This is a genomic window from Stenotrophomonas sp. NPDC077421 (assembly GCF_049545505.1).
GTDB lineage: Bacteria > Pseudomonadota > Gammaproteobacteria > Xanthomonadales > Xanthomonadaceae > Stenotrophomonas > Stenotrophomonas nematodicola.
The window spans coordinates 13386-38773 of record NZ_JBMWDP010000015.1 but is presented as its reverse complement, the minus strand read 5'-3'; the positions used below and the strand labels follow the sequence as shown (position 1 = coordinate 38773).

At 68.8% G+C, this 25388-nt stretch carries 20 protein-coding genes; 8 read left to right on the top strand and 12 right to left on the bottom strand.

The features are described from left to right. Window positions 1-41 precede the first annotated feature (41 nt). Window positions 42-1364 (top strand): transcriptional regulator PtsJ, encoded by a 1323-nt coding sequence (ptsJ, locus tag ACPEH1_RS10095; protein ID WP_153165261.1) that lies wholly within the window; start codon window positions 42-44, stop codon window positions 1362-1364. On the opposite strand, the gene ACPEH1_RS10090 is transcribed toward ptsJ, so the two are convergent. The 8 genes from ACPEH1_RS10090 to ACPEH1_RS10055 all read right to left on the bottom strand — a co-directional run bounded on the left by ACPEH1_RS10090 (window position 1331) and on the right by ACPEH1_RS10055 (window position 11164). Beyond that, the gene (locus ACPEH1_RS10090; protein WP_136006943.1) at window positions 1331-1837 is read right to left on the bottom strand and encodes a hypothetical protein; all 507 of its coding nucleotides are present in this window, start codon (window positions 1835-1837) and stop codon (window positions 1331-1333) included. The two genes, ptsJ and ACPEH1_RS10090, sit on opposite strands and share 34 nt — an antisense overlap. A 141-nt stretch (window positions 1838-1978) precedes the next feature. Then, window positions 1979-5080 (bottom strand): error-prone DNA polymerase, encoded by a 3102-nt coding sequence (locus ACPEH1_RS10085; protein WP_136006941.1) that lies wholly within the window; start codon window positions 5078-5080, stop codon window positions 1979-1981. Beyond that, window positions 5077-6495 carry a Y-family DNA polymerase gene (locus ACPEH1_RS10080; RefSeq protein ID WP_136006939.1) on the bottom strand — a complete coding sequence of 473 codons (1419 nt, stop codon included), beginning with the start codon at window positions 6493-6495 and terminating at the stop codon, window positions 5077-5079. The genes ACPEH1_RS10085 and ACPEH1_RS10080 overlap by 4 nt, the downstream gene beginning before the upstream one ends. A 9-nt stretch (window positions 6496-6504) precedes the next feature. Continuing rightward, window positions 6505-7113 (bottom strand): translesion DNA synthesis-associated protein ImuA, encoded by a 609-nt coding sequence (gene imuA / locus ACPEH1_RS10075; RefSeq protein WP_153165258.1) that lies wholly within the window; start codon window positions 7111-7113, stop codon window positions 6505-6507. A gap of 126 nt (window positions 7114-7239) precedes the next feature. Continuing rightward, complete coding sequence (locus ACPEH1_RS10070) at window positions 7240-8268, bottom strand: cyclase family protein (RefSeq protein WP_017356861.1); 1029 nt, start codon at window positions 8266-8268, stop codon at window positions 7240-7242. Between the two features lie 31 nt (window positions 8269-8299). Further along, window positions 8300-8953, bottom strand: a complete 654-nt coding sequence (locus ACPEH1_RS10065) for a DsbA family oxidoreductase (RefSeq protein WP_423715728.1) — start codon at window positions 8951-8953, stop codon at window positions 8300-8302. 92 nt (window positions 8954-9045) lie between these two features. Beyond that, window positions 9046-9951 (bottom strand): LysR family transcriptional regulator, encoded by a 906-nt coding sequence (locus ACPEH1_RS10060; RefSeq protein ID WP_136006931.1) that lies wholly within the window; start codon window positions 9949-9951, stop codon window positions 9046-9048. A gap of 43 nt (window positions 9952-9994) precedes the next feature. Continuing rightward, the gene (locus ACPEH1_RS10055; RefSeq protein WP_153165256.1) at window positions 9995-11164 is read right to left on the bottom strand and encodes an MFS transporter; all 1170 of its coding nucleotides are present in this window, start codon (window positions 11162-11164) and stop codon (window positions 9995-9997) included. Between the two features lie 77 nt (window positions 11165-11241). Here ACPEH1_RS10055 and ACPEH1_RS10050 point away from each other — a divergent pair, with 77 nt between their 5' ends. Further along, window positions 11242-11679 (top strand): winged helix-turn-helix transcriptional regulator, encoded by a 438-nt coding sequence (locus ACPEH1_RS10050; protein ID WP_313243129.1) that lies wholly within the window; start codon window positions 11242-11244, stop codon window positions 11677-11679. A gap of 259 nt (window positions 11680-11938) precedes the next feature. After that, entirely contained in the window at window positions 11939-14767 is a 2829-nt protein-coding gene (locus ACPEH1_RS10045; RefSeq protein ID WP_423715727.1) for a beta-glucosidase family protein, read from the top strand. Between the two features lie 39 nt (window positions 14768-14806). On the opposite strand, the gene ACPEH1_RS10040 is transcribed toward ACPEH1_RS10045, so the two are convergent. Then, a complete protein-coding gene (locus ACPEH1_RS10040; RefSeq protein ID WP_017354911.1) occupies window positions 14807-15703 on the bottom strand; it encodes a LysR family transcriptional regulator in 897 nt (298 codons plus the stop codon). A gap of 76 nt (window positions 15704-15779) precedes the next feature. Here ACPEH1_RS10040 and ACPEH1_RS10035 point away from each other — a divergent pair, with 76 nt between their 5' ends. From ACPEH1_RS10035 to ACPEH1_RS10025, 3 genes are all read left to right on the top strand, one after another. Continuing rightward, a complete protein-coding gene (locus tag ACPEH1_RS10035; RefSeq protein ID WP_423715726.1) occupies window positions 15780-17168 on the top strand; it encodes an MFS transporter in 1389 nt (462 codons plus the stop codon). Continuing rightward, on the top strand, window positions 17165-17572 hold the full coding sequence (locus ACPEH1_RS10030) for a DUF4440 domain-containing protein (protein WP_017354909.1): 408 nt from the start codon (window positions 17165-17167) through the stop codon (window positions 17570-17572). The genes ACPEH1_RS10035 and ACPEH1_RS10030 overlap by 4 nt, the downstream gene beginning before the upstream one ends. Before the next feature lie 103 nt (window positions 17573-17675). Further along, window positions 17676-19571, top strand: a complete 1896-nt coding sequence (locus ACPEH1_RS10025) for a CocE/NonD family hydrolase (protein ID WP_017354908.1) — start codon at window positions 17676-17678, stop codon at window positions 19569-19571. On the opposite strand, the gene ACPEH1_RS10020 is transcribed toward ACPEH1_RS10025, so the two are convergent. Next, complete coding sequence (locus ACPEH1_RS10020; RefSeq protein WP_017354907.1) at window positions 19549-19821, bottom strand: hypothetical protein; 273 nt, start codon at window positions 19819-19821, stop codon at window positions 19549-19551. The genes ACPEH1_RS10025 and ACPEH1_RS10020 overlap by 23 nt on opposite strands. A 55-nt stretch (window positions 19822-19876) precedes the next feature. Beyond that, on the bottom strand, window positions 19877-20971 hold the full coding sequence (locus ACPEH1_RS10015; RefSeq protein WP_423715725.1) for an alkene reductase: 1095 nt from the start codon (window positions 20969-20971) through the stop codon (window positions 19877-19879). Between the two features lie 209 nt (window positions 20972-21180). Here ACPEH1_RS10015 and ACPEH1_RS10010 point away from each other — a divergent pair, with 209 nt between their 5' ends. Both ACPEH1_RS10010 and ACPEH1_RS10005 read left to right on the top strand, forming a co-directional pair. Beyond that, a complete protein-coding gene (locus tag ACPEH1_RS10010; protein WP_262072198.1) occupies window positions 21181-21939 on the top strand; it encodes an SDR family NAD(P)-dependent oxidoreductase in 759 nt (252 codons plus the stop codon). A 102-nt stretch (window positions 21940-22041) separates the two neighbouring features. Further along, window positions 22042-22503 (top strand): MgtC/SapB family protein, encoded by a 462-nt coding sequence (locus tag ACPEH1_RS10005; RefSeq protein WP_026070590.1) that lies wholly within the window; start codon window positions 22042-22044, stop codon window positions 22501-22503. A 92-nt stretch (window positions 22504-22595) separates the two neighbouring features. Here ACPEH1_RS10005 and ACPEH1_RS10000 read toward each other — a convergent pair whose 3' ends face one another. Beyond that, the gene (locus ACPEH1_RS10000; RefSeq protein ID WP_312707877.1) at window positions 22596-25382 is read right to left on the bottom strand and encodes a TonB-dependent receptor plug domain-containing protein; all 2787 of its coding nucleotides are present in this window, start codon (window positions 25380-25382) and stop codon (window positions 22596-22598) included. Between the last annotated feature and the right edge of the window lie 6 nt (window positions 25383-25388).

Sequence of the window (25388 nt, the reverse complement as noted above, 5' to 3'; positions counted from 1 at the left end):
AACACTGTCACGGGACGAACCGTATATTGGCATAGGACAAAATGAAAATCACGGGCCAGACCGCCGCTGCGGTCTTCGAGAGCATCCGCCAGCAGATCCTCAGCGGGGCATTGCCGCCAGGCAGCAGCCTGCCGCCGGTGCGTGAACTGGCCGCGCAGCTGGCGATCAACCGCAACACGGTGGCGGCCGCCTACAAGCGGCTGGATGCCGCGGGACTGGCCGTGACCCAGGGTCGCCGTGGCACCGTGGTGGCCGCACGTCCTGTAGCGTCGGCACAGGAAGGCAGTGCGGCGGGGACGACACTGTTCGACCTGTCCAGCGGCAATCCCGATCCGCAGTGGCTGCCGGATCTGCGCGCGCTGCTGCCTGCGCGTGCGCCGCGGTTGTACGGCACACCGACGCTCGACCCCACCTTGGCGCTGCTGGCACGGGCGCAGCTGGACCCGGATTGCCCGGCCGGCTATGCGCTGGAGCTCAGCCACGGCGCGGTGGACGCCATCGAGCGCGTGCTGGCCGGCTGGCTGCTGCCCGGCGACCGCGTGGCGGTGGAGAATCCGTGCTTCCTCGGCAGCCTCAATACGCTGCGGGCGGCCGGGCACGCCACGGTTGCGGTGTCGATCGATGAGGAAGGCATGCAGCCGGTGTCGCTGGCCGCCGCGCTGGAGGCGGGCGCCCGCGCGGTGCTGCTGACCCCGCGTGCGCACAATCCTACCGGCGCCTGCATCAGCGCGCGTCGCGCCCGCGCGCTGCGCCAGGTGCTGGAGCGGTATCCGCAGGTGCTGGTACTGATCGACGATCATTTCGCCGGCCTGTCGCAGCAGCCATATCACTCGGTGCTGCCGCCGGGCACACAGCGCTGGGCGCTGGTGCGCTCGCTGTCCAAGTCACTGGGGCCGGACCTGCGGCTGGCGCTGCTGGGGTGCGATGCCGATACCGCGGCCCGGCTGCGCCTGCGGTTGGCACCGGGGACCGGTTGGGTGAGCCATCTGCTGCAGGACGCGGCGGCGGCGGCGCTGGGCTCGGCCCGGGTGCTGGCCCGCGTGGCCAAGGCCGGGCGCGATTACGCCCAGCGGTGCCAGAGGGTACAGGCCGCGCTGCGCGAGCGCGGCATCGCGACACCGGCGGTGATGGATGGCCTGAATCTGTGGTTGCCGTTGGCACAGGACAGCCAGCCGCTGGTACTGGCGATGGCCCAGCGCGGCTGGCAGTTGCGCGCCGGCGAGGTATTCGCGGTGCAGCCGGGTGTGCATGGCGTGCGCATCACCACGGCCAGCCTGAGCGCGGCCGATGCGCGGCGTCTGGCGGTGGACCTGCAGCAGGCGTTGCAGGCTCAGGGCGCGCTGGGAGTGCTCGGCCGCACGTAGTGCGATTGGCCGTTGTCGCCCACGAAGATCAGTTCGGGTTTGCCCTGCCATGAGGTCAGCATCGCGCCGGTGCTGTTCTGGTGTTTGATCACCAGCGTGGCACCACGGTCGGGATTGGCGGTGACCTTGAACACTTCGGTGGTGCCGGTGGCGTCGTCCAGAGTCAGGATGGCTTCGTCGCCGACATCGGCCGTGCCGTAGCCGCCGCGCTCGGAACCGTCCGCGCCGATCAGGATCAGGCCGGACAGCGGCGAGGCGCGCGGTCCCTGCGAGACACCTTTGCTGAGCGGATCGGGCACCGGTGCGCCAAGGATCACGCGGGCCTGGCCGGAGCCATCTTCGATGATCAACCCGCGCGCGGTGATCACGCGATCGCGCGCCTGGCTCTGGTGCAGCGCCAACGCGGTCCAGCTGGACACGACCAGCGCGAGGCTGGCAACCACCAGGGTGGTGAGGGTGAGCGCGCGCGACATGGTTTCTCCGAGTCCTTGGAAAGCGCCGACGATACCGAAAGCTTCGCGCGGCGACCAGTCGGAAAATGCCGCATCGAAGCGATGCACGTCACGTTATGAACGAATGCATCGCGATACATCACAGCATGCCGCATGGAGGCGTCAGTGGAAGTCGCGACTGTGCGTGCGCACACCGTCGATGAGGCCGCCGATGTCCTGCATCTGCCGCACGATCAGGTGCTGCACGCCGTCCACGCGTTCGAGCCGGCCATCGATCTGCATCAGGCGCGCTTCCACCAGCACGCGGTGCTGGCGGTCGGCGATGCGCCGCCAGACCACGGCATTGACCATGCCGCATTCGTCTTCGAGCGTCAGGAAGGTGACCCCGCTGGCTGTCTGCGGACGCTGCCGCATGCGCACCAGCCCGGCAAAGCGCACGTTGCGGCCGTGTGGCAGCGCGGCCAGTTCATCCGAGCGCAGGCAGCGCTGCTGCTGCAGCTGCGGGCGGACGAAGGACACCATGTGGCGGCCCAGTGTGGTGCCGGTGCTGTTGTAGTCGGCCTGCATGTCGTCGAACGCGGTGGGAGCGGGCAGCGCCACCTCGGCTTCGGCGGTGGCGCGCGCCTGCGCGAACAGCGGCAGCGGTTTCTCAACGCCGGAGACCTCCCAGCGCGCGCGATGGCGATGGCCACTGAGTGCCTTGAGCGCGCCGGCATCGGCCAGCAGGCCCTGGTGGCGCCGATCGAGGCGGGCGCGCTGGCTGAGGTCGGCGACGCTCTCGAACGGCCCGCGTTGGCGTGCCTGCACCAGTGCGGTGGCGACCGCTTCGCTGAAGCCGTCGATCATGCGCAGGCCCAGGCGGATGCCGAACCCGGCACCGGCCACGGCCGGCGGCACCAGCGTGCAGTCCCATGCGCTGTGGCAGGCATCCACGGGCAGTACCGGTACGCCGTGGCGGCGCGCGTCCTGCAGGATCTGGTCGGGCGTATAGAACCCCAGCGGCTGGCTGTTGACCAGGCTGGCGGCGAACGCGGCCGGGTGGTGGCATTTGAGCCAGCAGCTGACATAGGTGATCAGCGCAAAGCTGGCGGCATGGCTTTCCGGGAAGCCGTAGCTGCCGAAGCCCTTGATCTGTTCGAACAGGCGCTCGCCGTAGTCGCGGCTGTAGCCGTTGCCGATCATGCCGGCGAGCAGCTTGTCCCGATGCGGTTCCAACCCGCCGTGGCGTTTCCAGGCCGCCATCGAGCGGCGCAGCGCATCGGCCTCGCCGGGACTGAAACCGCCTGCGGCGACGGCCAGCTGCATCACCTGCTCCTGGAACAGCGGCACGCCCAGGGTGCGTTTGAATACCTTGTGCAGCGCCGGCGGGTAGTCGATTTCTTCGACGCCGCTTTCCTTGAGCTGCTTCCGCCGGTTCAGATACGGATGCACCATGTCGCCCTGGATCGGACCGGGGCGAACGATTGCCACTTCGATCACCAGGTCGTAGAAACAGCGCGGTTGCATCCGTGGCAGCATCGCCATCTGTGCGCGCGATTCGATCTGGAACACGCCCAGGGTGTCGGCGCGGCAGATCATGTCGTAGGTGGCGACGTCGTCGGGCGGGATGGTGGCCATGCTCATCGGCGGTTCGCCATGCGCCTGCAGCAGTGCCAGGCATTTGCGCACGGCGGTGAGCATGCCCAGTGCCAGACAGTCCACTTTCATCAGCCCGGTGGCATCCAGATCGTCCTTGTCCCACTGGATCACGGTGCGCCCGGGCATGGCCGCGTTCTCCACCGGCACGAGCGTGGACAGCGGATGTTCGGAGATCACAAAGCCGCCGGGATGCTGGGACAGATGGCGGGGGAAATCGACCAGTTCGGCGGTCAGCGCCACCACCCGCCGCATCAGCGGCGTGTCCGGGTCGAAACCGCGTTCGCGCAGCGCGTCGGGCAGCGGTTCGTGGCTGCTCCAGCGGTCCAGGCAGGCGGCCAGCTCGTTGACCTGGTCCGGTGGCAGGCCGAGCGCGCGGGCCACATCGCGCACGGCGCTGCGCCCGCGGTAGCTGATTGCCACGGCGGTCAGCGCGGCGCGCTCGCGGCCGTAGCGGTTGAACACGTACTGCAGCACTTCCTCGCGGCGCTCGTGTTCGAAATCGATGTCGATGTCCGGCGGTTCGTCGCGTTCGGCGGAAATGAAGCGTTCGAACAGCAGCTCCATGTGGCTGGGATCGATCTCGGTGATGCCCAGCACGTAGCACACCGAGGAATTGGCGGCCGACCCCCGGCCCTGGCACAGGATCTCCTGGCTGCGCGCGAAGCGCACGATGTCGTGCACGGTGAGGAAGTAGGACGCGTACTGCTTGGTTGCGATCAGGTCCAGTTCGTGTTCGATCTGTGCCCGCTGGGCCGGTGTGGTGCGCTCGCCCCAGCGCCATTGCATGCCGTCCTCGACCAGCGCGCGCAGCCAGCTCCCCGGATCGTGCCCGGCTGGCACCAGTTCGCGCGGATAGGTATAGCGCAGCTGCGACAGGTCGAAGTGGCAGCGGGCGGCGATGCGCAGGGTTTCCTCCAGCAGCGCGGTGGGGTACAGCAGGGCCAGCGCCTGGCGGCTGCGCAGGTGGCGTTCGCCATTGGGGAACAGGCGCCAGCCGGCGTCGGCCAGTGTGCAATGGTGGCGGATGGCAGTGAGGGTGTCCTGCAGGGCGCGGCGGCGGCGCACATGCATGTGCGCATCGCCGCTGGCCACCAGCGGAATCCGGTGGGTCTGGCCGAACTGCTGCAGCACGCGCAGGCGCGCTTCATCGTCGGCCTCGCGGTGCAGCTCCACTGCCAGCCACAGCCGCTGCGGGAAGCAGGCCTGCAGCCAGCCGGCATCGGCCGGATCGGGGCTGCGGTCGACCCACAGGCACAGCAGGTTGGCGGACAGCCCCTGGATGTCGTCGCGCAGGCAGCGATAGGTGCCCTTGGTCGCGCGCCGGCGGCAGGTGGTGATCAGTTGGCACAGCGCGGCATAGCTGGCCAGGTCGGTGCACAGCAGCACCAGGCGCGGGCCATCCTCCAATTGAAACTCGGCGCCGGTGATCAACGCCACGCCGTGGCGGCGCGCGGCCTGCCAGGCGCGCACGATGCCGGCCAGCGAGCATTCGTCGGTGATTGCCAGGGCCCGGTAGCCCTGGTCCCGGGCGCGCGCGAACAGTTCCTCGGCGGTGGAGGCACCGCGCTGGAAACTGAAGGCCGACAGGCAATGCAGCTCGGCATAGTCGGGCAGAGGCAGGTTCATGCGAACCAGCCGTGCAGCATGAATGGGCCGGCGCTGGCGTCGGGCGCGGTGTAGGCCCAGCCGCGTTGGCCCTGCGCGGTTTCCACCACGTAATAGTCGCGGCGCACATCGCCCGCGTCCCACCAGCCCGACTCGATCCGCTCCGGCCCGGAGAGCACGCGCAGATGGGGATCATGCAGCGGCTGCGGTTGCGGCAGCAGCCAGCCGGGGCGCAGGGGCAACGCCACCGGCGGCGATGCCTTGCCGGTGGCGTCGGCATCGCCGCTGGCGCGTTCCGGGCGGTGGTCGGCGCGTAGCCCCAAGCCCTGCACGGCGTCGTCGCCCAGCCGTGCACGCAGGCGTTCGCGCACCTGCTCCCACGGCATGGCCTGCTGCGGGCGCGGGTCGAACAGGTCACGGGCGGCCGGTACGAACGGTGGCAGGCGCTCGGCCTGCAGGCGCAGGCCGCGGCTGCCGGCGGGCAGTGCCAGGTGATCCACCCGGTTGCGCGCCAGCTCGAACAGCATCGCCGGGTCGCGCTCCGGTGCCAGCAGACCGATCGACAGGCGGGTGTCGGGCTGGCCGTCGTGCTCGAACCACAGGTCGAACTGCTGCACGCCGCCATCGCGCGAGCACAGGAAGGCGGCCAGGTCGGCGGTCAGGCGACGCAGCGGGAACAGCAGGGCCTGGGTGGAGTCGATCTCGTACTCGAACTCGATCCGCGCATCGAACCGGTCGGGGGGCTGGAAGTAGCGCAGCAGCGGAGACTGCAGGCCGCGCAGGGCATCCAGATGGGCCAGCACCTGCGGTGCGAAACGCCGCGCCAGGCTGTCACGCGGCACCGCGAAGGCGGCCCCGAGCGTACGCAGGCCCGAGCGGGTCAATACCGTGACGGCATCGGCGGGCAGGCCGCTGCGTTCGATCGGCACCGGGTCCAGGGCGGCCAGCAGGTGGCTGTCGTCCACGCCCAGGCGCGGGTGCAGGTGGGTGAGCACGCAGGCGGCGTAGGGATTGGGCGCGGCCACCAGACGATGGCGGAAACCGAGTTCCTGCAGGCCTTCGTGCAGGCGCTGCTCAATCGCCGGCCAATCGCCGAACAGCGCGCGGCTGGCACCGACCTCCAGGGCCAGCGCATGCGGAAAATCCAGACTCACCTGCGAGCTGATGCCGTACAGCCAACTGGCCAGCAGTTGACGGGTGGCCTGTTCGGCGCGTGGATCGTACTCGACGCAGACCAGCTCGCCGGTCAGTACCTGCGCGGCCGACAGCAGCATGCCGCGGCGCAGCCCGAGCTGCCGCGCGCGTGGGCTGACCGCATGCAGCATGCGCCGCTGTGCCGGTCCGCTGACCAGCACCAGCGCGAGCGACGGATCGGGCTGCTGGCGCAACGCGGTATCCAGCGCCAACTGCGGCAGCAACAGGCAGGCCCACTGCATGGCGGCGGCTCAATGCGCCAGCGACAGCGGCAGCGGGTGGGCCGGTGCCCGTCCGCCACGGCACTTGAGGACCTGCACCTGGCCATCGTCGACCTGCAGGCGCAGGGCGGCCGGGGACGGATTGCGGGCCTGGCGGGCATCACGGAAGGCGAAGCCCAGGCACTGGCCGGTTTCGGCGGCCACCTGCAGCCGGCGCAGGGCACGGTCATCGCCCTGTGGCCAGCACAGCACGGCCGCACAGGCGGCCGAGCGCAGGCATTGTTCAGCTGCCCACAGCGCCTCGCGCGGGGTGGCCCGGACGATATGGACCTGGTCCAGCGCCAGCCCGGCGCCGGCCCAGGCCGGGGCATGCGGTTGCCACGGCGGGGCGACCAGCACCACCGCCTGCTGCTGGCTCAGCCGCGCGAGGGTCGGCCAGACCAGCCCCAGCTCGCCCTGGCCCGGGCTGGACAGCAGGATCTCGGACAGGGCCGAGGGGGGCCAGCCGCCGCCCGGCAGGCGGGCGTCCAGCGCCGGATGGCCGGTGGGGTGGGGGGCCTCGACCGGCGCCGTGCGCGGCTGCCCGCGCCAGACCTGGCGGCTGGCCAGCAGGTCTTCCAGGGCCCGGGCCGCGCCCATCAGCGGGCCTCCCGGAAGGGCTGGAACAGGCGCGGGCGGGCACGGAACAGGGGCATGGCGGCGAGTATCGGGAAGGACGGTGTCAAGGGCTGATACCGACAATCCTACCGCCAATGAGTCAAATTGCTAATGAATTTCGTCCGGGCGCACCGGCAGCGCGACGGGGCGCAGCGGCGCGGCGTCACCGCCCCGGATCTTCAGCGGCCCGCCGATGAAGGCGAACTCGTAGACCCGGTCGCGGGCCAGCGCATCCAGCGCGACCAGCTCGATGATCGGGGCGCCCTGCTGGGCCAGCAGATAGGTGTGCAACGGCACGTAGTCATCGGCCACTTCGGAGGGGAAGGTCTCGAAGCTGAGGTTGTCGGCGCCCACCACCATCGCCCCGCCGTCCTCCACCAGGAAGCGGGCTGCATCCAGGCTCATGCCCGGCGGGTTGGCCATATAGGCCCGGGGCTGGTCGAACAGCTGCATGCGCCCGGTGCGGATCAGCACGATGTCGCCCTGGCGCAGGTCGATCTTCTGCCGGCGCAGGGCCTGCTGGAGATCCTGGCGGGTGACCCGGTAGTTGTCCGGCAGCATCGCCACGCCCTTGGCACCGGCGACGTCGATCAGCACGCCCCGCGCCACCAGCGGAGGGAATTTCTCTACGCCGGTCACTTTCCAGCCGCGGTCCCCGAGATGCCGGCTGGCCTCGAAGCCGTTCCAGATACGGCCGTGGATGCCGAAGTGGTTGAGCGCATCGATATGCGTACCGGTGTGGCTGTACATCGAGAACGCCGTGCCGGTGTAGCTGCGCGTGCTGTTCATCGTTTCGCCCACCCCCATCGGATCGTCGATGACCGTGCCCTGCGGGGTGTGGGTCATCCAGAACTGGTAGTGCGGGTCGCCGGCGTCCTGCCAGCTGGGCATACCGACGTAGTAGTCGGTCGCCAGGTCATAGACCTTGCCGCCCGTGACGCGCGACAGGATCGCCGCACGCGAGGCGTCGGTGATCAGGTTGAGCCGGCCGATCTCATCGGTGGGCCCCCAGGGGCTGATGCCGACCTGTTGCCCGGATGGCACGCGTTCGGTCGGCACCGACGGGTGGGCGCCAGCGGGCAGCGCGAGCGCGCCGAGCAGCAGGCCCAGTGCGGCGGCGAGAGGGTGAAGCGACATGGGAAAACTCCTTGCAGTGGGGCGGAAAAACTCAGGCGTGGACCAGCGCGGCCAACGCCTGGCGCAGCTGCGGCAATGGCAGGGTCTGCAGGCGCAGCGCGTCGGCGCCGATCACGGTGGGAATGGAGCGGATGCCGAGATCGCGTGCCCGGGCACGGTCGGACTGCACGCGTTCATGGGCGACGGGGCCGCGCATGTACCCGGCGAAACGGCCGCGTGCATGGCCCAGCGCTTCGGCGATGTCCAGCAGCACCTCGACATCGCCGATGTTGCGGTGCTGGTGCAGGTGCGCCCACTGGATGGCATCGAACATCGTGCCGTGTGCGGTGTTGCCGCCCAGCAGCGCGGCGGCCTGGCAGGCCAGCGCACCCTGCCAGCCGGAGGGGTAGTCGAACGAGGTCGCGCGCATGCCGCCCACGTCGATGCGCGGGATGTCCTCCTGCGCGGCGCACTCCTCCCAATGGGTCAGGATGATCCGTTTGGCATCGGCCATCGAACCGAACACCCGGATCATCTCCGTGCGCGAGTCCTGCAGGACGAAGCTGCGGTGCCGTACCTGGATGTCCAGTTCGGCCGCGACCCGGGCCAACCGTGGCGCGAGCACGAAGCACCAGCCGCAGACCACGTCGTGGAAGAACTCGACCACCGGCCGCGATGCGGTGGCGGGGGGAAGGGAAGAAGACATGGCAGAACCTGGTTCAGCGGGGGAGAACGCAGGTTAGGCAGCGCACGGCAGGCGAAACAGCCGTGGCCAGGCAGCTCAGTTTTCGCCGGGTGTCAGTAATCCAGTCCCTCGGCCTGAGGGAGTGCCTCAAGCAGGAAATCGATGAAGGCGCGCACCTTGGGTTGCAGGTGGCGCTGGGTGGGATAGATCGCGTGGACCACGCGCGGCGGATACCGGTGGTCGGGCAGCACCTGCTGGAGCTGGCCGTTGGCGAGCAAGGGCGCCGCCAGGAACGAGGGCAGTGCGCCGATGCCCATCCCGGCCACCAGCAGCTCGCGCAGCAGCAGGCTGTTGTTGGCGCTGACGCGGGTTGGCAGAGGGACGCTGATGCGCCCATCGGGCCCCTGCAACGGCCAGCTGCCGGGCGAGTCGGACAGGCTGTAGGCCAGCAGCGCATGCTCGCGCAACTGTTCGACGGTGGTGGGCGCCGGGTGGTGCCGCAGGTAGGCCGGTGCCGCGCACAGCACCTGCTGCAGCGAGGCCAGCCGGCGCGCGACCAGGCGGGAGTCGTCCAGGTCCGCGCGCAGCCGCAGCGACACATCGAAGCCTTCACCGACGGCATCGACCACCCGGTCTTCCATCACCAGGTCCAGCGCCAGTTGCGGATGCAGGGCAAGGAAACGCGGCAGCAGCGGCGACAGCGTGCTCACCGCGAACGAGAGCGGGGCATTGACCCGCAGGCGGCCGCCGACCTGGCCATGCTGTTCGGCGATGCCGCGCTCCAGTGCGTCCAGCGCATCGAGCAGGCGACAGCATTCGGCGTAGTAGGCATGGCCGGTGTCGGTCAGGCTCATGCGGCGGGTCGTGCGCTGCAGCAGCACCACGCCCAGGTGGCTTTCCAGCGTGCGCAGCTGCTTGCTCAGACCGGCCGCCGACATGCCCAGATCCTCGGCGGCGCGCGCCAGGCCACCGCGTTCGACGATCCGCCGGAAGGCGCGCATCAGGGTGAAGGAATCCACGACAGCTCTCGTTCTCATCGTTGTACAGCGTAGCGCGAAGCGCTTATGGACTGCGCCGGGCGCGCGCCCACAGCATCAGCGCCCCCCCCGATACCACGGCGCCGGCACCGCAGACCGCGCTCCAGCCGTGCGCGGCATACAACGCGCTGCCGGCCACGGCGCCGATGCCGCTGCCGGCCGCATAGAACAGCATGTAGGCTGCGATCGCCTGTGCCTGGGCCTGCGGGGCGGCCGCCAGGATCAGGCTCTGGTTGGTCACATGCAGCGCCTGCACCGCCAGATCCAGCAGCAGCACGCCAAGCACCAGCCAGCCCAGGTGCACGGGCAGCGCGGCCAGCGGTATCCAGCTGACCAGCAACAGCAGCAACGCCGCGCCCGACACGCGCCCGGCGTGGCCCTGGTCGCTCCAGTGGCCGCTGCGTGCCGCGGCCAGCGCGCCGACCAGGCCGACCAGTGCGAAGGCGCCGATGGCGGTATGGCCCAGCGCATGTGGCGGTGCGCTCAAGGGCAGCGCCACGGTGCTCCAGAACAGTCCGAATGCGATGAACATCAGCAGTCCCAGCATGCCGCGCCTGCGCAGGACCGGCTGCGTGCGCAGCAGCGCGGGCAGCGACACACGCGGCACCGCTGCGGGCACGGCCAGCCGCGGCAGGCGCAGCCACACCAGCACGCCGGTGATCACCATCAACCCGGCCGACAGCCCATACACGGCGCGCCAGCCGCCGATGTCGGCCACCGCACCGGCCACCACGCGCGCCAGCAGCAGCCCGATCACCACGCCGGCCTGCGCCGCACCCACCACGCGGCCCCGTTCGTGTGGCGAAGCGGCAGCCGCGGCGTAGGCGATCAGACCCTGGGTCATGGCCGTACCGAGCAGGCCCACCGCAAGCATGCCCAGCAGCAGCGTCGTCGCGCTGCCGGCCACCGCCACACCGAGCAGGGCCATCACCAGCGCAACGTTCTGGACGGCCAGCAGCCGATGACGGCGGAGGCGGTCGCCCAGCGGCACCAGCCACAGCAATGCGGCCACGGACCCCAGCTGGGTGGCGGCGATCACCGCGCCGATCCGGGCGGTGCCGATGCCCAGGTCGGCGGCGAGCGCGTCCAGCAGCGGCTGCGCGTAATAGACATTGGCGACGCTCAGGCCGGCAGCGCACGCGAACAGCAGGATCAGCGGCGAGGCGGTACGGGGACAGGTTGCAGAAGCGGACATCTTTTGGTCTCAAAATAGAACCAGTTGATTCTGGGTCTTATGGTTCTAAAATGAAACCATCAAATCGGAGCACCGCCATGCACACTCCCAATCCGACCTGCCCGGTGGCCCGTGCGCTGGACGTGGTGGGCGACCGCTGGTCGCTGCTGATCGTGCGCGACGCCTTCGATGGCGTGCAGCGCTTCAGCGATTTCCAGCGCAGCCTGGGGATGTCGCGCAGCATGCTGAGCCAGCGCCTGCAGGCGCTGGCCGATGCCGGCATCCTGGTCCAGCAGCCGTCTCCCGATGGCGGTCGCTACCTCCACTACGCGCTGACCGACCAGGGCCAGGCCCTGTTTCCGCTGGTGGTGGCGCTGCGCCAGTGGGGCGAAGGGTTCTGCTTCGCCGATGGCGAAGCGCGCTCGGTCCTGCACACCCGTGAGGGCGGGGAACCGTTGGCACCGCTGCTTCCGCGCGACCTGCAGGGGCGGGTGGTCGGCAGTGCGCAGACCGTGGTGATCAAGCCTGTGGGCTGACGCGATCCGCCCCGGATGTGAATGCGGTGTTGACAGCGATGAACAGGCTCGCCCACTCTTCGCCTGGGAGCATCGGTTTCGCTGCGGCTTCCGGCAGTGCGGCTGTCACGTCGGGCGGAGGGGCCCGGGCGTAGCCGACACTGACCTGCATCACCCCGGTCCGGGCCCTTGCGGCCCGCGGCCCGCCCGTACGGCGCTGCACCCTTCTGCGGCAAGACTCCCTGGATTTATTGCGCAAGCAAAGGTGTTTCGCCCGCTCATGAAAACGATTTCAAAGCCCCTGGCCCTGACGGCCGCCATCGCACTCTCGCTGTCCGCCCCGGCCTTGGCCGCGCTGCCCAAGGCTGTCGCCACTGGCGATGCCTTCACCGTGTTGAGCCTGGAACAGGCGCCCGAGCGCATCGACGCCACGGTACTGGCCGACCAGCTGCAGGCCCTGCAGGTGGACGCCCTGACCATCGGCAATGTGGTGCGCGCGGCCGATGCCGGCCCCGCCGCCGACCCGCTTCAGGTCCTGGCTGACCGGCTGGGTTACTCGTACCGCTTCGTGACCGGTGCGGCCGACGCGGCAGAACGCCGCGGCAGCATCGTGATCTCGCGCCTGCCCGTGGAAGCCGAACTGGACAGCGCGTCCGGCGACCTGAACTACCTGCGCCTGAACGATGGTGCCCATGTGGTCGCGCTCTACACCCGCAGCGTGGGTGCGGCGAGCGGTGCAGCCCCGGTCAAAAATCTGGTGGACGCCACGCGCCTGGGCGCGCCCGCTGTGCTGCTGGGCGCGGTCGATGCCGAAGGCGCCACTGCCGCCGGCTTCGACTCGGCCGCCACCGGTTCGTACTTCAGCCAGGGCTTCGAATCGGCCACCAGCACGTCGGTGAAGCTGCGTACCGATACCGGCAAGCAGGGCGTTGCCGGCACGCTGCTGACCCTCGGCTACGCCGCCCCGGTGGGCGGGGAACAGCCGTGGATGGACACCGGCCTGAGCGCCGACGCTCGCGCGGCGCTGCTCGTCGCGCAGATGACCGTCGATGAGAAATTCCAGATGCTGCACAGCTACTTCGGGCTGGGCAAGGATGGTGGCCCGTTGCCGGAAGGCGCGGTCGGCTCGGCCGGCTTCGTGCCCGGCGTTCCGCGTCTGGGCATTCCGGCGCAGCAGTCGGCCGATGCCGGCGTCGGCGTGACCAACCCGGGCGGCCTGCGCAAGGGCGACCATGCCACGGCCATGCCGTCCGGTCCGTCCACCGCCTCGAGCTGGAACCCGCAGATCGCCTTTGCCGGCGGCGCCACGATGGGCCGCGAAGCCTGGCAGCAGCGCTTCAACATCCTGCTGGCCGGCAGCGTCAACCTGCAGCGCGATCCGCGCAACGGCCGCAACTTCGAGTACGCCGGTGAAGATCCGCTGCTGGCCGGCCGCCTGGTCGGCGAGTCGATCCGTGGCGTGCAGAGCCAGCATGTCATCTCCACGATGAAGCACTTCGCGCTCAACGACATGGAAACCTCGCGCAATTTCCACAGCGCCGAGATCGGCGAGCAGGCGATGCGCGAGTCGGACCTGCTGGCCTTCGAGATCGCACTGGAAACGGGCAAGCCCGGTTCGGTGATGTGCTCCTACAACCGCATCAACGGCATCTACGGCTGCGAGCACAACTACCTGATGAACCAGGTGCTCAAGCAGGAGTGGAAGTTCCCCGGTTTCGTGATGTCCGACTGGGGCGGCGTGCACAGCGGTTCCAAGGCGGCCCTGGCCGGTCTGGACCAGCAGTCGGCCGGCGAGGTGTTCGACAAGGCGGTGTATTTCGATGAACCGCTGCGCCTGGCCGTGGCCGGTGGCGTTGTGCCGCAGGCACGCCTGGACGACATGGTCGCCCGCATCCTGCGCACCATGTTCGCGCACGGCAACTTCGACCTGCCGCCGCAGCACCAGCCGATCGACGACGAGGCCGGCTTCCTGGCCGCGCAGCGCACCGTGGAAGAGGGCAGCGTGCTGCTGCGCAATGCCGGCGACCTGCTGCCGCTGGGCAAGGACGTGCAGCGCATCGTGATCATTGGTGGCCATGCCGACAAGGGCGTGATCGGTGGCGGCGGTTCGTCGATGGTGGGCTGGACCGCACGCGGCACCAACGCCGTGCCAGGCGTGCTGCCGACCACCTGGCCGGGTCCGGTGATCTTCCACCCGTCCTCACCGCTGGAGGCCCTGCGTGCAGAGCGTCCGGATGCGCAGATCAGCTATGTCGATGGGCGTGATGTGGCCGCTGCCGCGCGCGCTGCCGCCGCTGCCGACGTCGCCATCGTCTTTGCCACGCAGTGGTCGGCCGAGTCGGTCGATCTGCCGCACATGCAGCTGCCTGACAACCAGGACGCGCTGATTGCCGGCGTGGCCAAGGCCAACCCGAAGACCGTGGTGGTGTTGGAAACCAATGGTCCGGTCGAGCTGCCGTGGCTGCAGCAGGTGCCGTCCGTTCTGCAGGCCTGGTACCCGGGCATCCGTGGCGGTGAAGGCATCGCCGCGCTGCTGACCGGCAAGGTCAATCCGTCCGGCCGCCTGCCGGTGACCTGGCCGGTGGATGCCAGCCAGTTGCCGCGTCCGCACGTGAACGGACTGGGCTTCACGCCCAAGCAGAAGCCCGACGACACCATCGACTACGACATCGAAGGCGCCAACGTGGGCTACAAGTGGTTCGCCGCCAAGGGTCTGGTGCCGCAGTTCGCGTTCGGCCACGGCCTGTCCTACACGCAGTTCGGCTACGACAACCTGGCGGTGACCGTGGAAGGCCAGCGGCTGGTGGCCACCGTGGACGTGCGCAACACCGGCAAGGTGGCCGGCGCGGACGTGGCGCAGCTGTATCTCACCCTGCCCGAAGGCAGCGTCACCCCGATCCGCCTGATCGGCTTCCAGAAGGTGATGCTGCAGCCGGGCGAGCGCCGCCGCATCCGCATCGAGGCCGAGCCGAAGACCCTGGCCAGCTTCGATACCGCCGACAAGCAGTGGAAGATCGCCGCCGGCCGTTACCAGGTGCAGGTGGCGCGTTCGGCCACCGATCCGGTGCAGCACGTGGATGTCGTGCTGGACGCAACCGTCGTACGCTGAGGACCACCGGCAGGCACGACGCTGCGTCGTGCCTGCCGCTCACTCCGGCAGGTGCTGGCGCAGGTGCGCCAGCAGCAGCTGCACCCGCCGCGAGGGCTGGGCCGTGTCCGGAAACACCGCATAGACGCCCTGGCGCGGGAAGCGGTGCCTGCGCAGGATCGGCAGCAGCCGACCGCAGGCAAGATCCTCGTCGATCAACCACCTCGGCAGCACCGTCGCCCCGGCCCCGGCCAGCGCGAAGGCGCGCAGTGTGGACGCGTTGTCCACCGTGACCACCGCATCGGCTGGGTTGCAGGCAAAGATCTGATCGCTGCCATCGGGGGCGATCAACGGCAGGTCCGCCAGGCGCGGATAGCCCAACCGCGGCAGCGTCCGCACCCAGTCCGGATCATCGCGCGCGGCCTCGTCCGGCAGCGGGGACAGCACCGACGGCGCGGCCACCGCGCACAACGCATGCTCGTCGAGCAGGGTGGCGCGCAGCCGGGAATCGGCCATGCGCCCCAACCGGATCGCCAGGTCGAACCGTTCCGGAATCAGGTCGGCGTGCGCCGGCGAGGTCGACAGATGCAGGCGCAGCTGCGGGTGCAGGGCACGGAAGCGCTCCAGCAGCGGCACCACCCGGGCGATCGCATATTCGGGCGTGGTGGTCAGGCGCAGCGTGCCACGCAGATGCTGCTGTTCGCTGCGGGCTTCCTCGATGGCCAGCTCGGCGCTGGCGAGCATCGCAGTGCAATGCTGGTGGAAGCGCTCGCCCGCTTCGGTCAGTGCCAGGCTGCGCGTGTTGCGCACCAGCAGGGTCACGCCCAGCTCCTGCTCCAGCCGTTTCAGGTTGAAGCTCACCACTGCCTTGCTCTGGCCCAACCGTTGGGCCGCTGCGGTCAGGCTGCCGGCATCGACCACGGCCTTGAAGGTATCGAAGCGGTCCAGGCTGACCATCGCGCTCTCTGGCTGTCAAAAACGGTTTGACAGTTTTGCATCGAAGGTTCTGTTTATCCAGCACGCTTGAACGCGCATGCTGCCGCCTCGTTTCCGGGAGTGCGTGATGGTGTATCGAGCCAGGGTGGAGCTGCTGTACCTGCTGGGATTCTCGCTGGACCTGGTCAACATGTTCATCGGCACCGTCGCCTATCCGGCCATCGCCGCAGAGCTGCATGCCTCGGTGTCGCAACTGGCATGGATCGGCAACGCCTACATGCTTGGCCTGACGCTGGTCATTCCGCTTGGCCACTGGCTGGCCGCGCGCGTCGGCGAGCGCCGGGTGCTGTGCCTGTCGCTGGCGCTGTTCACCGTGGGTGCGCTGCTGGCCGGGACCGCCCCCAGCATTGCGTGGCTGATCGCCTGGCGGCTGCTGCAGGGGTTGGGCGGCGGGTTGTTGATTCCGGTGGGGCAGGCGGCGGCCTACCGCGAATGTCCTCCGGCCGATCGCGCGCGCCTGACCACCCGCATCATGGCGGTGGCGCTGCTGGTGCCCGCGCTGTCGCCCACCCTGGGCGGGCTGCTGGTGGAGTGGGGCTCGTGGCGGGGCGTGCTGCTGATCAGCGTACCGCTGGCCGTGGTGGCGCTGGTGCTGGCAGCGTGCTGGCTCCACCCTTCGGTGCCGGCGTCCGCACCCGCGTTGGACCGGCGCGGGCTGCTGCTGGGCGGCGTGGGTCTGAGCCTGTTGCTGGTCGCACTGAGCCTGCTGGCCGAACCGGCGCAGCGGATGTCCGGCGCCGCGCTGCTGGTCGGCGCTGCGCTGGTGCTGTCCGGCTACGCCCGCAGTGCGCGCCGCACCACGCATCCGGTGCTCCACTGGTCGCTGCTGCGCCATGCCGGGCTGCGCGTGGCGATGCTGGTCTATCTGCTGGTGCCGGGTACTTTCATCGGCGTCCAGCTGGTGGCCACGCTGCTGCTGCACCGACAGGGCTACGGTCCTGCGGCCATCGGCGGTTTCATGCTGCCCTGGGCCATCGCCTCGGCCTGCGCGATCGCCACTGCCCGGCACGGGCTGACACGCATCGGGGCGCGGCCGCTGTTGAGCGCGGGCATGGGCTGCCAGGCGGTCGGCATCGCGCTGCTGACCGGCGCGCAGAGCGGTCATCCGGTGCTGCCCGTGGTGGCCTTCGCGCTGATGGGCCTCGGCGGCAGCCTGTGCAGCAGCAGCGCGCAGACGCTCGCGTTCCAGGGCTTGGCGGATACGGACCTGCTGCCGGGCAGCGCGTTGTGGAACCTCAACCGCCAACTGAGTTTCTGTCTGGCCGCCGCACTGCTGGCCTGCGTGCTCGGCGCGCTGTCTGCCGTGCTGCCCGAGCGCGCCTTCGCCCTGACGCTGCTGCTGGCCAGCAGCATGACCCTGCTGCCGCTGCTGCCCCTCTGGCGGCTGCCGGCGGCGTCCCTTTCCGCATCAGCGAGCTCACCATGAATAGTCCCCCTATCTCTGCCCTGGCCGCCTTCGACGAGGTGCGCGCGCTGCACGTGCTGATCGAGGACTGGTTCAACGCCCGTCTGCCGGTCGACGCGCTGGACACCCTGCTGGCCCGCTTCACCGACGACTTCAGCATGGTCGGCATTGGTGGCGTGCGCCTGGACAAGCCGGCCCTTGCCCGGTTCTTCGCCGCCATGCACGGTGGTCGCCCCGGTCTGCGCATCGCGCTGGACGACGTCGCCTTCCTGGCGGTGGCGGGCAATGTCTGCGGTGTGCGCTACCGGGAAGACCAGGCCGACGCGCAGGGCCGCACGCGGCGCGAGGCGCTGGCGCTGTTGCGCGCCGACGCCGACGGCGCGCTGCGCTGGCAGGCTTTGCACGAAACGTCGGTTGGCGGCTGAATGCGAGCCGGGGACGGTGCCGGACGACCGCCGGCACTTACGTTCCCGGCCGGCTCGACGCTAGGCTGCGGACGTTCGTCGCCAACCTGCCGGGAGAGAGCCCATGCGTGTCCGTGTCGTGCCTGTCGTGCTGTTGAGTGTCCTGGTTGCGGCCAGTGTGTCGGCGCAGACCTCGCCGATGACGCCGGATATCCCGGCCAAGGGGTTCGTGACGCCGACGGCCCGCAACGACTACGACAAGCGCGTGGTGATGGTACCGATGCGCGACGGTACGAAGCTGTACACCGTGATCGTGGTGCCCAAGGGCGCCCACAACGCGCCCATCCTGCTGACGCGCACGCCATATGACGCCGCCAACCGTGCCAGACGGATCGACTCTCCGCACATGCGCGACATCCTGCCGCAGGGCGACGAGGTGTTCGTCGATGGCGGCTACATCCGCGTGTTCCAGGACATCCGCGGCAAGTACGGTTCCGAAGGCGATTACGTGATGACGCGGCCGCTGCGTGGACCACTCAATCCAACCCGGGTGGACCATGCCACCGATGCGTGGGACACCATCGACTGGCTGGTCAAGCATGTGCCGGAAAGCAATGGCAAGGTCGGCATGCTGGGCTCGTCCTACGAAGGGTTCACCGTGGTGATGGCCTTGACCGACCCGCATCCGGCGTTGAAGGTGGCCGCGCCGCAAAGCCCGATGATCGACGGCTGGATGGGCGACGACTGGCTCAACTACGGCGCCTTCCGCCAGGTCAATTTCGGCTACTTCACCGGTCAGCTGGCCAAGCGCGGCAAGGGGCCGACGATTCCCAGCGTCGGCTACGACGACTACACCACGTTCCTGCGTGCCGGCTCGGCCGGCGACTACGCCACGGCCAACGGCCTGGATCAGCTGCCGTGGTGGCACAAGCTGATCGAGCACCCGGCCTACGATGCGTTCTGGCAGGAGCAGGCGCTGGACGCGCGCATGGCCAAGACGCCGTTGAAGGTACCGACGATGTGGCTGCAGGGCCTGTGGGACCAGGAGGACATGTGGGGCGCGGTGCACAGCTATGCGGCGATGGAGCCACGCGACACCGGCAATACGCTCAACTACCTGGTGATGGGCCCGTGGCGGCACAGCCAGGTCAACTATGACGGTTCGACGCTGGGCGCGTTGAAGTTCGATGGCGACACCGCGCTGCAGTTCCGCCGCGACGTGCTTAAACCGTTCTTCGACCAGTATCTGGTGGATGGCGCGGCCAAGGCCGATACACCCCCGGTGCTGATCTACAACACCGGCGAGAACCACTGGGATCGCCTGCCGCAGTGGCCACGCACCGCCGCGCAGAACAGGCCGCTCTACCTGCGTGCCGGCGGCAGACTGTCCTTCGAGGCGCCGCAGCCCGGCGAGGCAACGTATGAAGCCTACGTGTCCGACCCGGCCAAGCCGGTCCCGTTCGTGCCGCGCCCGGTGCGCTTCGCCGATCGCGACATGTGGACCAGCTGGCTGGTCAAGGACCAGCGGTTTGTCGATGGTCGTCCCGACGTGCTGACCTTCATCAGTGAACCGCTGACCGAACCGCTGCGCATCGGCGGCGCACCGCAGGTGAACCTGCAGGCGGCCACCAGCGGCACTGACAGCGACTGGGTGGTGAAGCTGATCGATGTGTACCCCGACCAGACCCCGTCCACGCCGGAAATGGGGGGCTACGAGCTGGCGGTGTCGATGGCGATCTTCCGCGGCCGTTACCGCGAGAGCTTCAGCACGCCCCAGGCGATTGCCGCCAACCAGGTGCTCGACTACCGGTTCGGGCTGCCCACCGCCAACCACGTGTTCCAGCCGGGCCACCGGGTGATGGTGCAGGTGCAGTCCAGCCTCTTTCCGCTGTACGACCGCAACCCGCAGACCTTCGTGCCGAACATCTACCTGGCCAAGCCGGGCGACTACCAGAAGGCGACCCAGCAGATCTGGCACGCGCCGCAGCAGGCCAGCTTCATTTCGCTGCCGGTGTATTGACCACGGGCGTCGCGGCCAGCCAGTCCGGCTGGCCGTCGACGAACGACTGCCCGCGCGGGGCCAGTGCCGGCGCGTGCGATGCATCGAATGCGCCCGTGAGCAGGGCAATCACCGGCGCGTCGTCGATCGCGCCCAGTGTGCTGCCGCACTGGGCGCAGAAGGCGCGGGTGGAGTGCGCGGACGAGATGCCGCGGGCCTCGAAACGAATGGCGCCGCAGAGGCAGCCGCCCTGCCAGACAGGTACATCCATGTGGTGATCCTGCGAACGCGTGGCCCGCCATGTAGCGGGCCACGCGCGCAACGCATCAGCCGGACACGCTCGGGTAGTCGGTGTACCCCTGCGAGCCGCCCCCGTACAGCGTGTTCGGGTCCAGCTCGGACAGGGCCACGCCCAGCCGCAGGCGCTCGACCAGGTCCGGGTTGGCGATGAACGCACGGCCGAAGGCGATCATGTCGGCGTACCCGGATGCGATCGCCGCCGAGGCGGTGTCCTTGGTATAGCCGTTGTTGGCGATCCACGGGCCACGGAACTTCGCACGCAGCGTTGCGTAATCAAAGGCGATGTTGTCGCGCGGACCGCCGGTGGCGCCTTCGATGACATGGATGAAGGCCAGCCCGCCAATCGCGTCCAGGCGTTCGACCGCGCGCTCGAACAGCGGCTGCGGCTGGCTGTCGTGTGCGTCGTTGGCGGGGGTGACCGGCGACAGGCGTACGCCGGTACGCTCGGCGCCGATCTCGGCCGCCACCGCGCGCACCACCTCATCCAGCAGGCGGGTGCGGTTCTCGATGCTGCCGCCGTAGGCGTCGGTACGCTGGTTGCTGCCATCGCGCAGGAACTGGTCGATCAGGTAACCGTTGGCCGCATGCACTTCCACGCCGTCGAAGCCGGCGGTGATCGCATTGCGCGCCGCCTGGCGGTAGTCCTGGATGATGCCGGGAATCTCATCGAGCGCCAGAGCGCGCGGTGCCGACACATCCTCAAACCCGTTGGCGGTGAACGTCTTGGCGTTGGCGGTGAGCGCGCTGGGGGCTACCGGCGCCTGCCCATCAGGCAGCAGGCTGGTATGTGAGATGCGGCCGACGTGCCAGAGCTGCAGCACGATCCGGCCACCGCGCGCATGCACGGCGGCGGTCACGCCGCGCCAGGCCTCGATCTGTGCCTGGCTGTAGATGCCGGGGGTGTCCAGGTAGCCCTGACCCATCGGGCTGATCTGGGTGGCCTCGGCAATGATCAGGCCGGCGCTGGCGCGCTGCTGGTAGTACTCGATGGCCAGCGGGTTGGGCACGCGGCCGTCGATGGCGCGGTTGCGCGTCAGCGGGGCCATCGCGATGCGGTTGCGCGCCTCGATCGCGCCCAGTCGGGTGGGGGTGAACAGGGGGCCGTCGGTGGAAGATGTCATGTGCATGCCTTGGGGGAGGGCGCTGCCATCGGGCAGCGTGAACAGACGAGATGTGGACGTACGACCGCCAGCATAGGGGGCAGTGCGTTGCAGCGATGGGAAGCATTGTTGCGGGTGCCTGCGTGCACGTTCTGTAACGCAGCCGGGGCGTAGGGTGGATGTCATGCAGGCACGGCCTGCCGCTGTTTTCCAACCCGAGGTACAACGTGATGATCGATTACAAGCTCAAGGGCAAGGTGGCCATTGTGACCGGCGGCGTCTCCGGTATCGGCCTGGCCGCGGCCGAACTGCTGGCTGCCTCCGGTGCAGCGGTGGCGGTCTGGGACCTGAAGGCGGATGCGGTCGAGAAAACCGCCGAAGCGCTGCGTCGCAAGGATGTCAATGCCATCGGGATCGCGTTGGACGTGACCGATGAAGCGGCCGTGGAGGCGGCGGTGCACCGGACTGTGGAGGCCCTGGGTGGGCTGGACATCGCAATCAACAACGCGGGCATCGGCGGCCCGTCGGCGCTCAGTGGCGACTACCCCGTGGACGGCTGGAAGCGGGTCATCGACGTCAATCTCACCAGTGTCTTCCTGTGCCAGCGGGCGCAGATCCAGGCGATGCGTGCGGCGGGGAAGGGCGGCAGCATCATCAACATGGCCTCGATCCTGGGGCAGGTCGGTTTCAACAACTCGGCCGCTTACGTAGCGGCCAAGCACGGCGTGGTCGGGCTGACCCAGACCGCCGCGTGGGAGCATGCCGCCGACCGTATCCGGGTCAATGCGGTCGGCCCCGGCTTCATCGCCACACCGTTGCTGGACAAGATGGACCCGGCAGTGCGCAAGGCGCTGGAGGCCAAACACGCGCTGGGCCGGCTGGGCAAGGCCGACGAAGTGGCAGCGCTGGTGGCCTGGCTGGCCAGCGACGATGCCTCCTTCGCTACGGGGACCTACTACGCCATCGATGGTGGCTACCTGGCCCAGTAGGCGGCCTGACGGCCGGTGCGGCGGGGCATGCGGGCGGCTTCACGGTCCCCAGACGCCATCCTCTGCAACGCTCGGCATCTCTACTGCCGGGCGACGTCAATGATGGGACTGGAACAAGATCTGTCGATTCTGTTGCGCATCGCTGCGGCGATGCTGTTCGGCGGGCTGATCGGCATCGAGCGCGAGATGGGCCGGCATGCGGCCGGGCTGCGCACGCACATGCTGATCGCCGGTGCGGCGGCGCTGATCGTTGGCTTGGGTGACAGCATCGCCGAGCACTTCCAGCAGGAGCGTTATCGCGACCTGCTGCAGGTCGATCCGGTGCGTCTGATCGAAGCAGTGGTGGCCTGCGTGGGCTTCGTCGCGGCCGGTACCATCCTGCGTGGTTCGCACGAGGATCAGGTCAGCGGGCTGACGACAGCCAGTTCGCTGATCATGGCCGCCGCGATCGGGATCGCGGTGGGCATCGGCGAGTACGTGATCGCCATCGGGGTGACCCTGCTGTGCCTGATCGTGTTGGCGGTGTTCCGCAGGATCGCCAGGAAGATCGAACCGACACCGTGACGGCACGCCTCACGTCCAGTTGATCGAGTCGCCCGTCCGCGATGGGTCGGAACGGGGCCGGCAGGCGACCCCGTTGGGTACGACACGGTCCATCAGAACCGCTGCTGATACTTCATGTACACCATGCGCCCGATATCGAACCCGCCGTAGTAGGGGAACGCGCTTTCCGGACTGGAGAACATGATCGGCCCCCGGTGATTGAACAGGTTGTTGGCGCCCAGCGATACGGTCGCGTTCCACGGCGCACTCCAGCGCACCTGCAGGTCATGGAAGGTGTTGCTGCCTACTTTACGGATGGCATCCGGTTCCCCGTTGGCATGGTGGTCGGGCGCCGTACACGGGCGATTGGGGACGCAGCTCTCTTTCATGCCGGAGTAGTACCGTACTCCGTAGCGCAGTCCCCAGTCGCCCTTCTCCCAATCCACGCCGAGCGTGGAGCGCACGCGGAAGATGCCCGGCGTACCGACCATCCCGATCATGATGGTCTCGCCGGCGGCGTTGTTGCCCTGTTCGTCGTACCGGCTGACATAGCTGCTCTGCCAGTCCAGCCGGATCTGGCCGACCGCCAGTTCCGGGAGGCGGTAGTTGACCCCGAGGTCGTAACCCTCGGTCTCCAGCCTGCCGAGGTTGGCGAGGCCGTAGACGATGCCGTCGATGTGTCCATCGGGGGCGCGCGAGATGCCGTCGCACCGGCTGGCGTTCCCGAGGACGTAGCAGTCGCGCAGGATGCGGTCCACGCTGTCCTGGATGATCAGGTTGTCGATCCTGTACTGGTACCAGTCCAGCGAGATGTCGAGACCTTCCACCCAGCGCGGACTCCAGACCAGACCCACGGTACGGCTGGTCGAGGTTTCCGGTTTCAGGTTGGGGTTGGACTGGTTGGTGAATACGTCCGGTGTCTGGCAGGGGTAACCGGTGCAGTCCTTGCCCCCTTGGCCCTGCTGTGTGTAGCCGATGGGAACGCCGGCGGCGTTGCACGCCGCGTTGCCGTTGACGCTGTTGGTCGCGCCGACACCGCAGGGATCGGTGTACGACTCGAAGCTGGAGCCGGCACCTCCGTGCAGGTCGTCGATGGTCGGCGCGCGGAAGCCGGTGGCGACCGTGCCACGCACCAGCAGCTCTTCCAGCGGGCGCCAGGTCAGGCCGAACTTGGTATTCAGGGTCTGCCCGAAATTGCTGTAATCCGAATGACGAGCTGCCAGGCTCAAGCTCAGTTCACGGGCGAAGGGCAGGTCCTTCAGGATCGGCACATTCAGCTCGGCATAGAACTCGTCGAGCGAATAGCGGCCCTGGGTCGTGGTGGCGGCGAGGCCGGTGCTCTCACCGGACTGCCTGAATGCATCGGGCACGAAACGGCCCTGCTCGCGCCGATGCTCATAGCCCACCGCAACGCCGACTTCGCCGGCCGGCAGGTCGAACAGGGTGCTGACCAGGTTGGCGGTGTAGCTGGTGGTGGAGGTGGTTCCGGTATCGGTGAAGAACGGGAACAGGAAGTTCTGCAGGCCCGGGGCGGAGAGCGAGCCCGGGCCGCTGGCCCCCGCAGGCAACAATGGATTCCACGGCGTGCAGTGGATGTCCTTGGCAGTTCCGCAGTCCGGGCTCAGCGCACGCGCCATCGCCAGATAGCTGGCATCGCCGTGGCCGGTCTTGTTCAGCTGGTTCCGGTTGTGCAGCCCGCCCACGTCCCAGTCGACGACACGTCCGGCCAGCTGCACGCTGCCCTTCAATGCACCGCTCACGCGGAAGGTCTGCAGGTCGCTGCGCGTGGTGCGCGGGACCTCCCACAGGCGCCGGTTGAACGTCGTGTCGACGCCATAGGGGTTGAACGGGCTGTCGGCGGGAAGGGTGTACTGCAGCGGGTAGCCGGCAACCTGCTGGTCGGTGATGCGCTGGTTGTACATTGCCTCGCCTTCCAGCCGGACGGTATCGCTGAGGTCGTACCAGCCCGTGGCGAACAGCGAACGGCGTTCGACGCCGGTCTGCACCATCATCTGCTCGTTGGCATTGACCCGGTCGCTGTCATCGGTGCGGCGATAGTCGCCCGGACGGGCCGGGTCGCCGCCGTCTTTCAGGGTCCACCAGGCCGGCGTGATGCCATCACCAGGCGTACTGCTGCAGGGGTTGCAGTGCGATCCGTTCCTGCCGATCGCGCTCCAGCCCGATCCGCGATAGTCGGGGCCGGCATTGCCATCGCGGCTGAACCAGCGGTCCTTTGCCCAGACCGGGTCGTCCTTGGCATGCTCCAACGCGACGGTGATGCCGCTGTGCGGGCCTTGTGCGCCCATACGCAGGGAGAGCTGCTGATTGCCGCCGTCCCCCTGACTGAACTGGCCACTCGACACATTCACCTCCAGGCCGTCGAAGCCGGCATCGGTGATGACGTTGACCACCGCGGCAATCGCGTCGGAGCCGTAGACCGCCGACGCACCGTCCTTCAGCACCTCGATGCGCTGGACCATGCTCATCGGAATCTGACCCAGATCCTGCAGCCCGGCGGTGGTGGCGCCCAGGCGGCGTCCATTGAGGAGGACCAGCGTGCGCGCCGCCCCCAGATTGCGGATGTTCACATAGTAGCCACCGACGTTTTCGCCGGAGGCCAACGCGTCGGCGCGGGAGATCGCCGGTGCACCGGCCGAGCTGAGGTTCTGGAGGACATCGGCGACGCTGGTGAAGCCCTGTCGTGCGATGTCGTCGCGGCTGACCACGAGGATCGGCTGGCGGGTCTCGGCATCGGCGGCCCGAAGGCGTGAACCGGTGACCTTGACCTGGTCAAGTGTGGTGGGTTCATCGGCGGACGCCACGGCCGGAACAAGGGCAGCGCAGATCGCGACGGGCAGCAGCTTTGCGGGGCGTACGACGGGCAACGTCAGGTTGAGCATCAATCT

Excerpts from the sequence above, each read along its gene's own strand:
- ptsJ (WP_153165261.1), top strand. The coding sequence starts at position 42 with ATGAAAATCACGGGCCAGACCGCCGCTGCGGTCTTCGAGAGCATCCGC.
- ACPEH1_RS10090 (WP_136006943.1), bottom strand. The coding sequence starts at position 1,837 with ATGTCGCGCGCGCTCACCCTCACCACCCTGGTGGTTGCCAGCCTCGCG.
- ACPEH1_RS10085 (WP_136006941.1), bottom strand. The coding sequence starts at position 5,080 with ATGAACCTGCCTCTGCCCGACTATGCCGAGCTGCATTGCCTGTCGGCC.
- ACPEH1_RS10080 (WP_136006939.1), bottom strand. The coding sequence starts at position 6,495 with ATGCAGTGGGCCTGCCTGTTGCTGCCGCAGTTGGCGCTGGATACCGCG.
- imuA (WP_153165258.1), bottom strand. The coding sequence starts at position 7,113 with ATGGGCGCGGCCCGGGCCCTGGAAGACCTGCTGGCCAGCCGCCAGGTC.
- ACPEH1_RS10070 (WP_017356861.1), bottom strand. The coding sequence starts at position 8,268 with ATGTCGCTTCACCCTCTCGCCGCCGCACTGGGCCTGCTGCTCGGCGCG.
- ACPEH1_RS10065 (WP_423715728.1), bottom strand. The coding sequence starts at position 8,953 with ATGTCTTCTTCCCTTCCCCCCGCCACCGCATCGCGGCCGGTGGTCGAG.
- ACPEH1_RS10055 (WP_153165256.1), bottom strand. The coding sequence starts at position 11,164 with ATGTCCGCTTCTGCAACCTGTCCCCGTACCGCCTCGCCGCTGATCCTG.
- ACPEH1_RS10050 (WP_313243129.1), top strand. The coding sequence starts at position 11,242 with ATGCACACTCCCAATCCGACCTGCCCGGTGGCCCGTGCGCTGGACGTG.
- ACPEH1_RS10045 (WP_423715727.1), top strand. The coding sequence starts at position 11,939 with ATGAAAACGATTTCAAAGCCCCTGGCCCTGACGGCCGCCATCGCACTC.
- ACPEH1_RS10040 (WP_017354911.1), bottom strand. The coding sequence starts at position 15,703 with ATGGTCAGCCTGGACCGCTTCGATACCTTCAAGGCCGTGGTCGATGCC.
- ACPEH1_RS10035 (WP_423715726.1), top strand. The coding sequence starts at position 15,780 with ATGCTGCCGCCTCGTTTCCGGGAGTGCGTGATGGTGTATCGAGCCAGG.
- ACPEH1_RS10030 (WP_017354909.1), top strand. The coding sequence starts at position 17,165 with ATGAATAGTCCCCCTATCTCTGCCCTGGCCGCCTTCGACGAGGTGCGC.
- ACPEH1_RS10025 (WP_017354908.1), top strand. The coding sequence starts at position 17,676 with ATGCGTGTCCGTGTCGTGCCTGTCGTGCTGTTGAGTGTCCTGGTTGCG.
- ACPEH1_RS10020 (WP_017354907.1), bottom strand. The coding sequence starts at position 19,821 with ATGGATGTACCTGTCTGGCAGGGCGGCTGCCTCTGCGGCGCCATTCGT.
- ACPEH1_RS10015 (WP_423715725.1), bottom strand. The coding sequence starts at position 20,971 with ATGACATCTTCCACCGACGGCCCCCTGTTCACCCCCACCCGACTGGGC.
- ACPEH1_RS10010 (WP_262072198.1), top strand. The coding sequence starts at position 21,181 with ATGATCGATTACAAGCTCAAGGGCAAGGTGGCCATTGTGACCGGCGGC.
- ACPEH1_RS10005 (WP_026070590.1), top strand. The coding sequence starts at position 22,042 with ATGGGACTGGAACAAGATCTGTCGATTCTGTTGCGCATCGCTGCGGCG.
- ACPEH1_RS10000 (WP_312707877.1), bottom strand. The coding sequence starts at position 25,382 with ATGCTCAACCTGACGTTGCCCGTCGTACGCCCCGCAAAGCTGCTGCCC.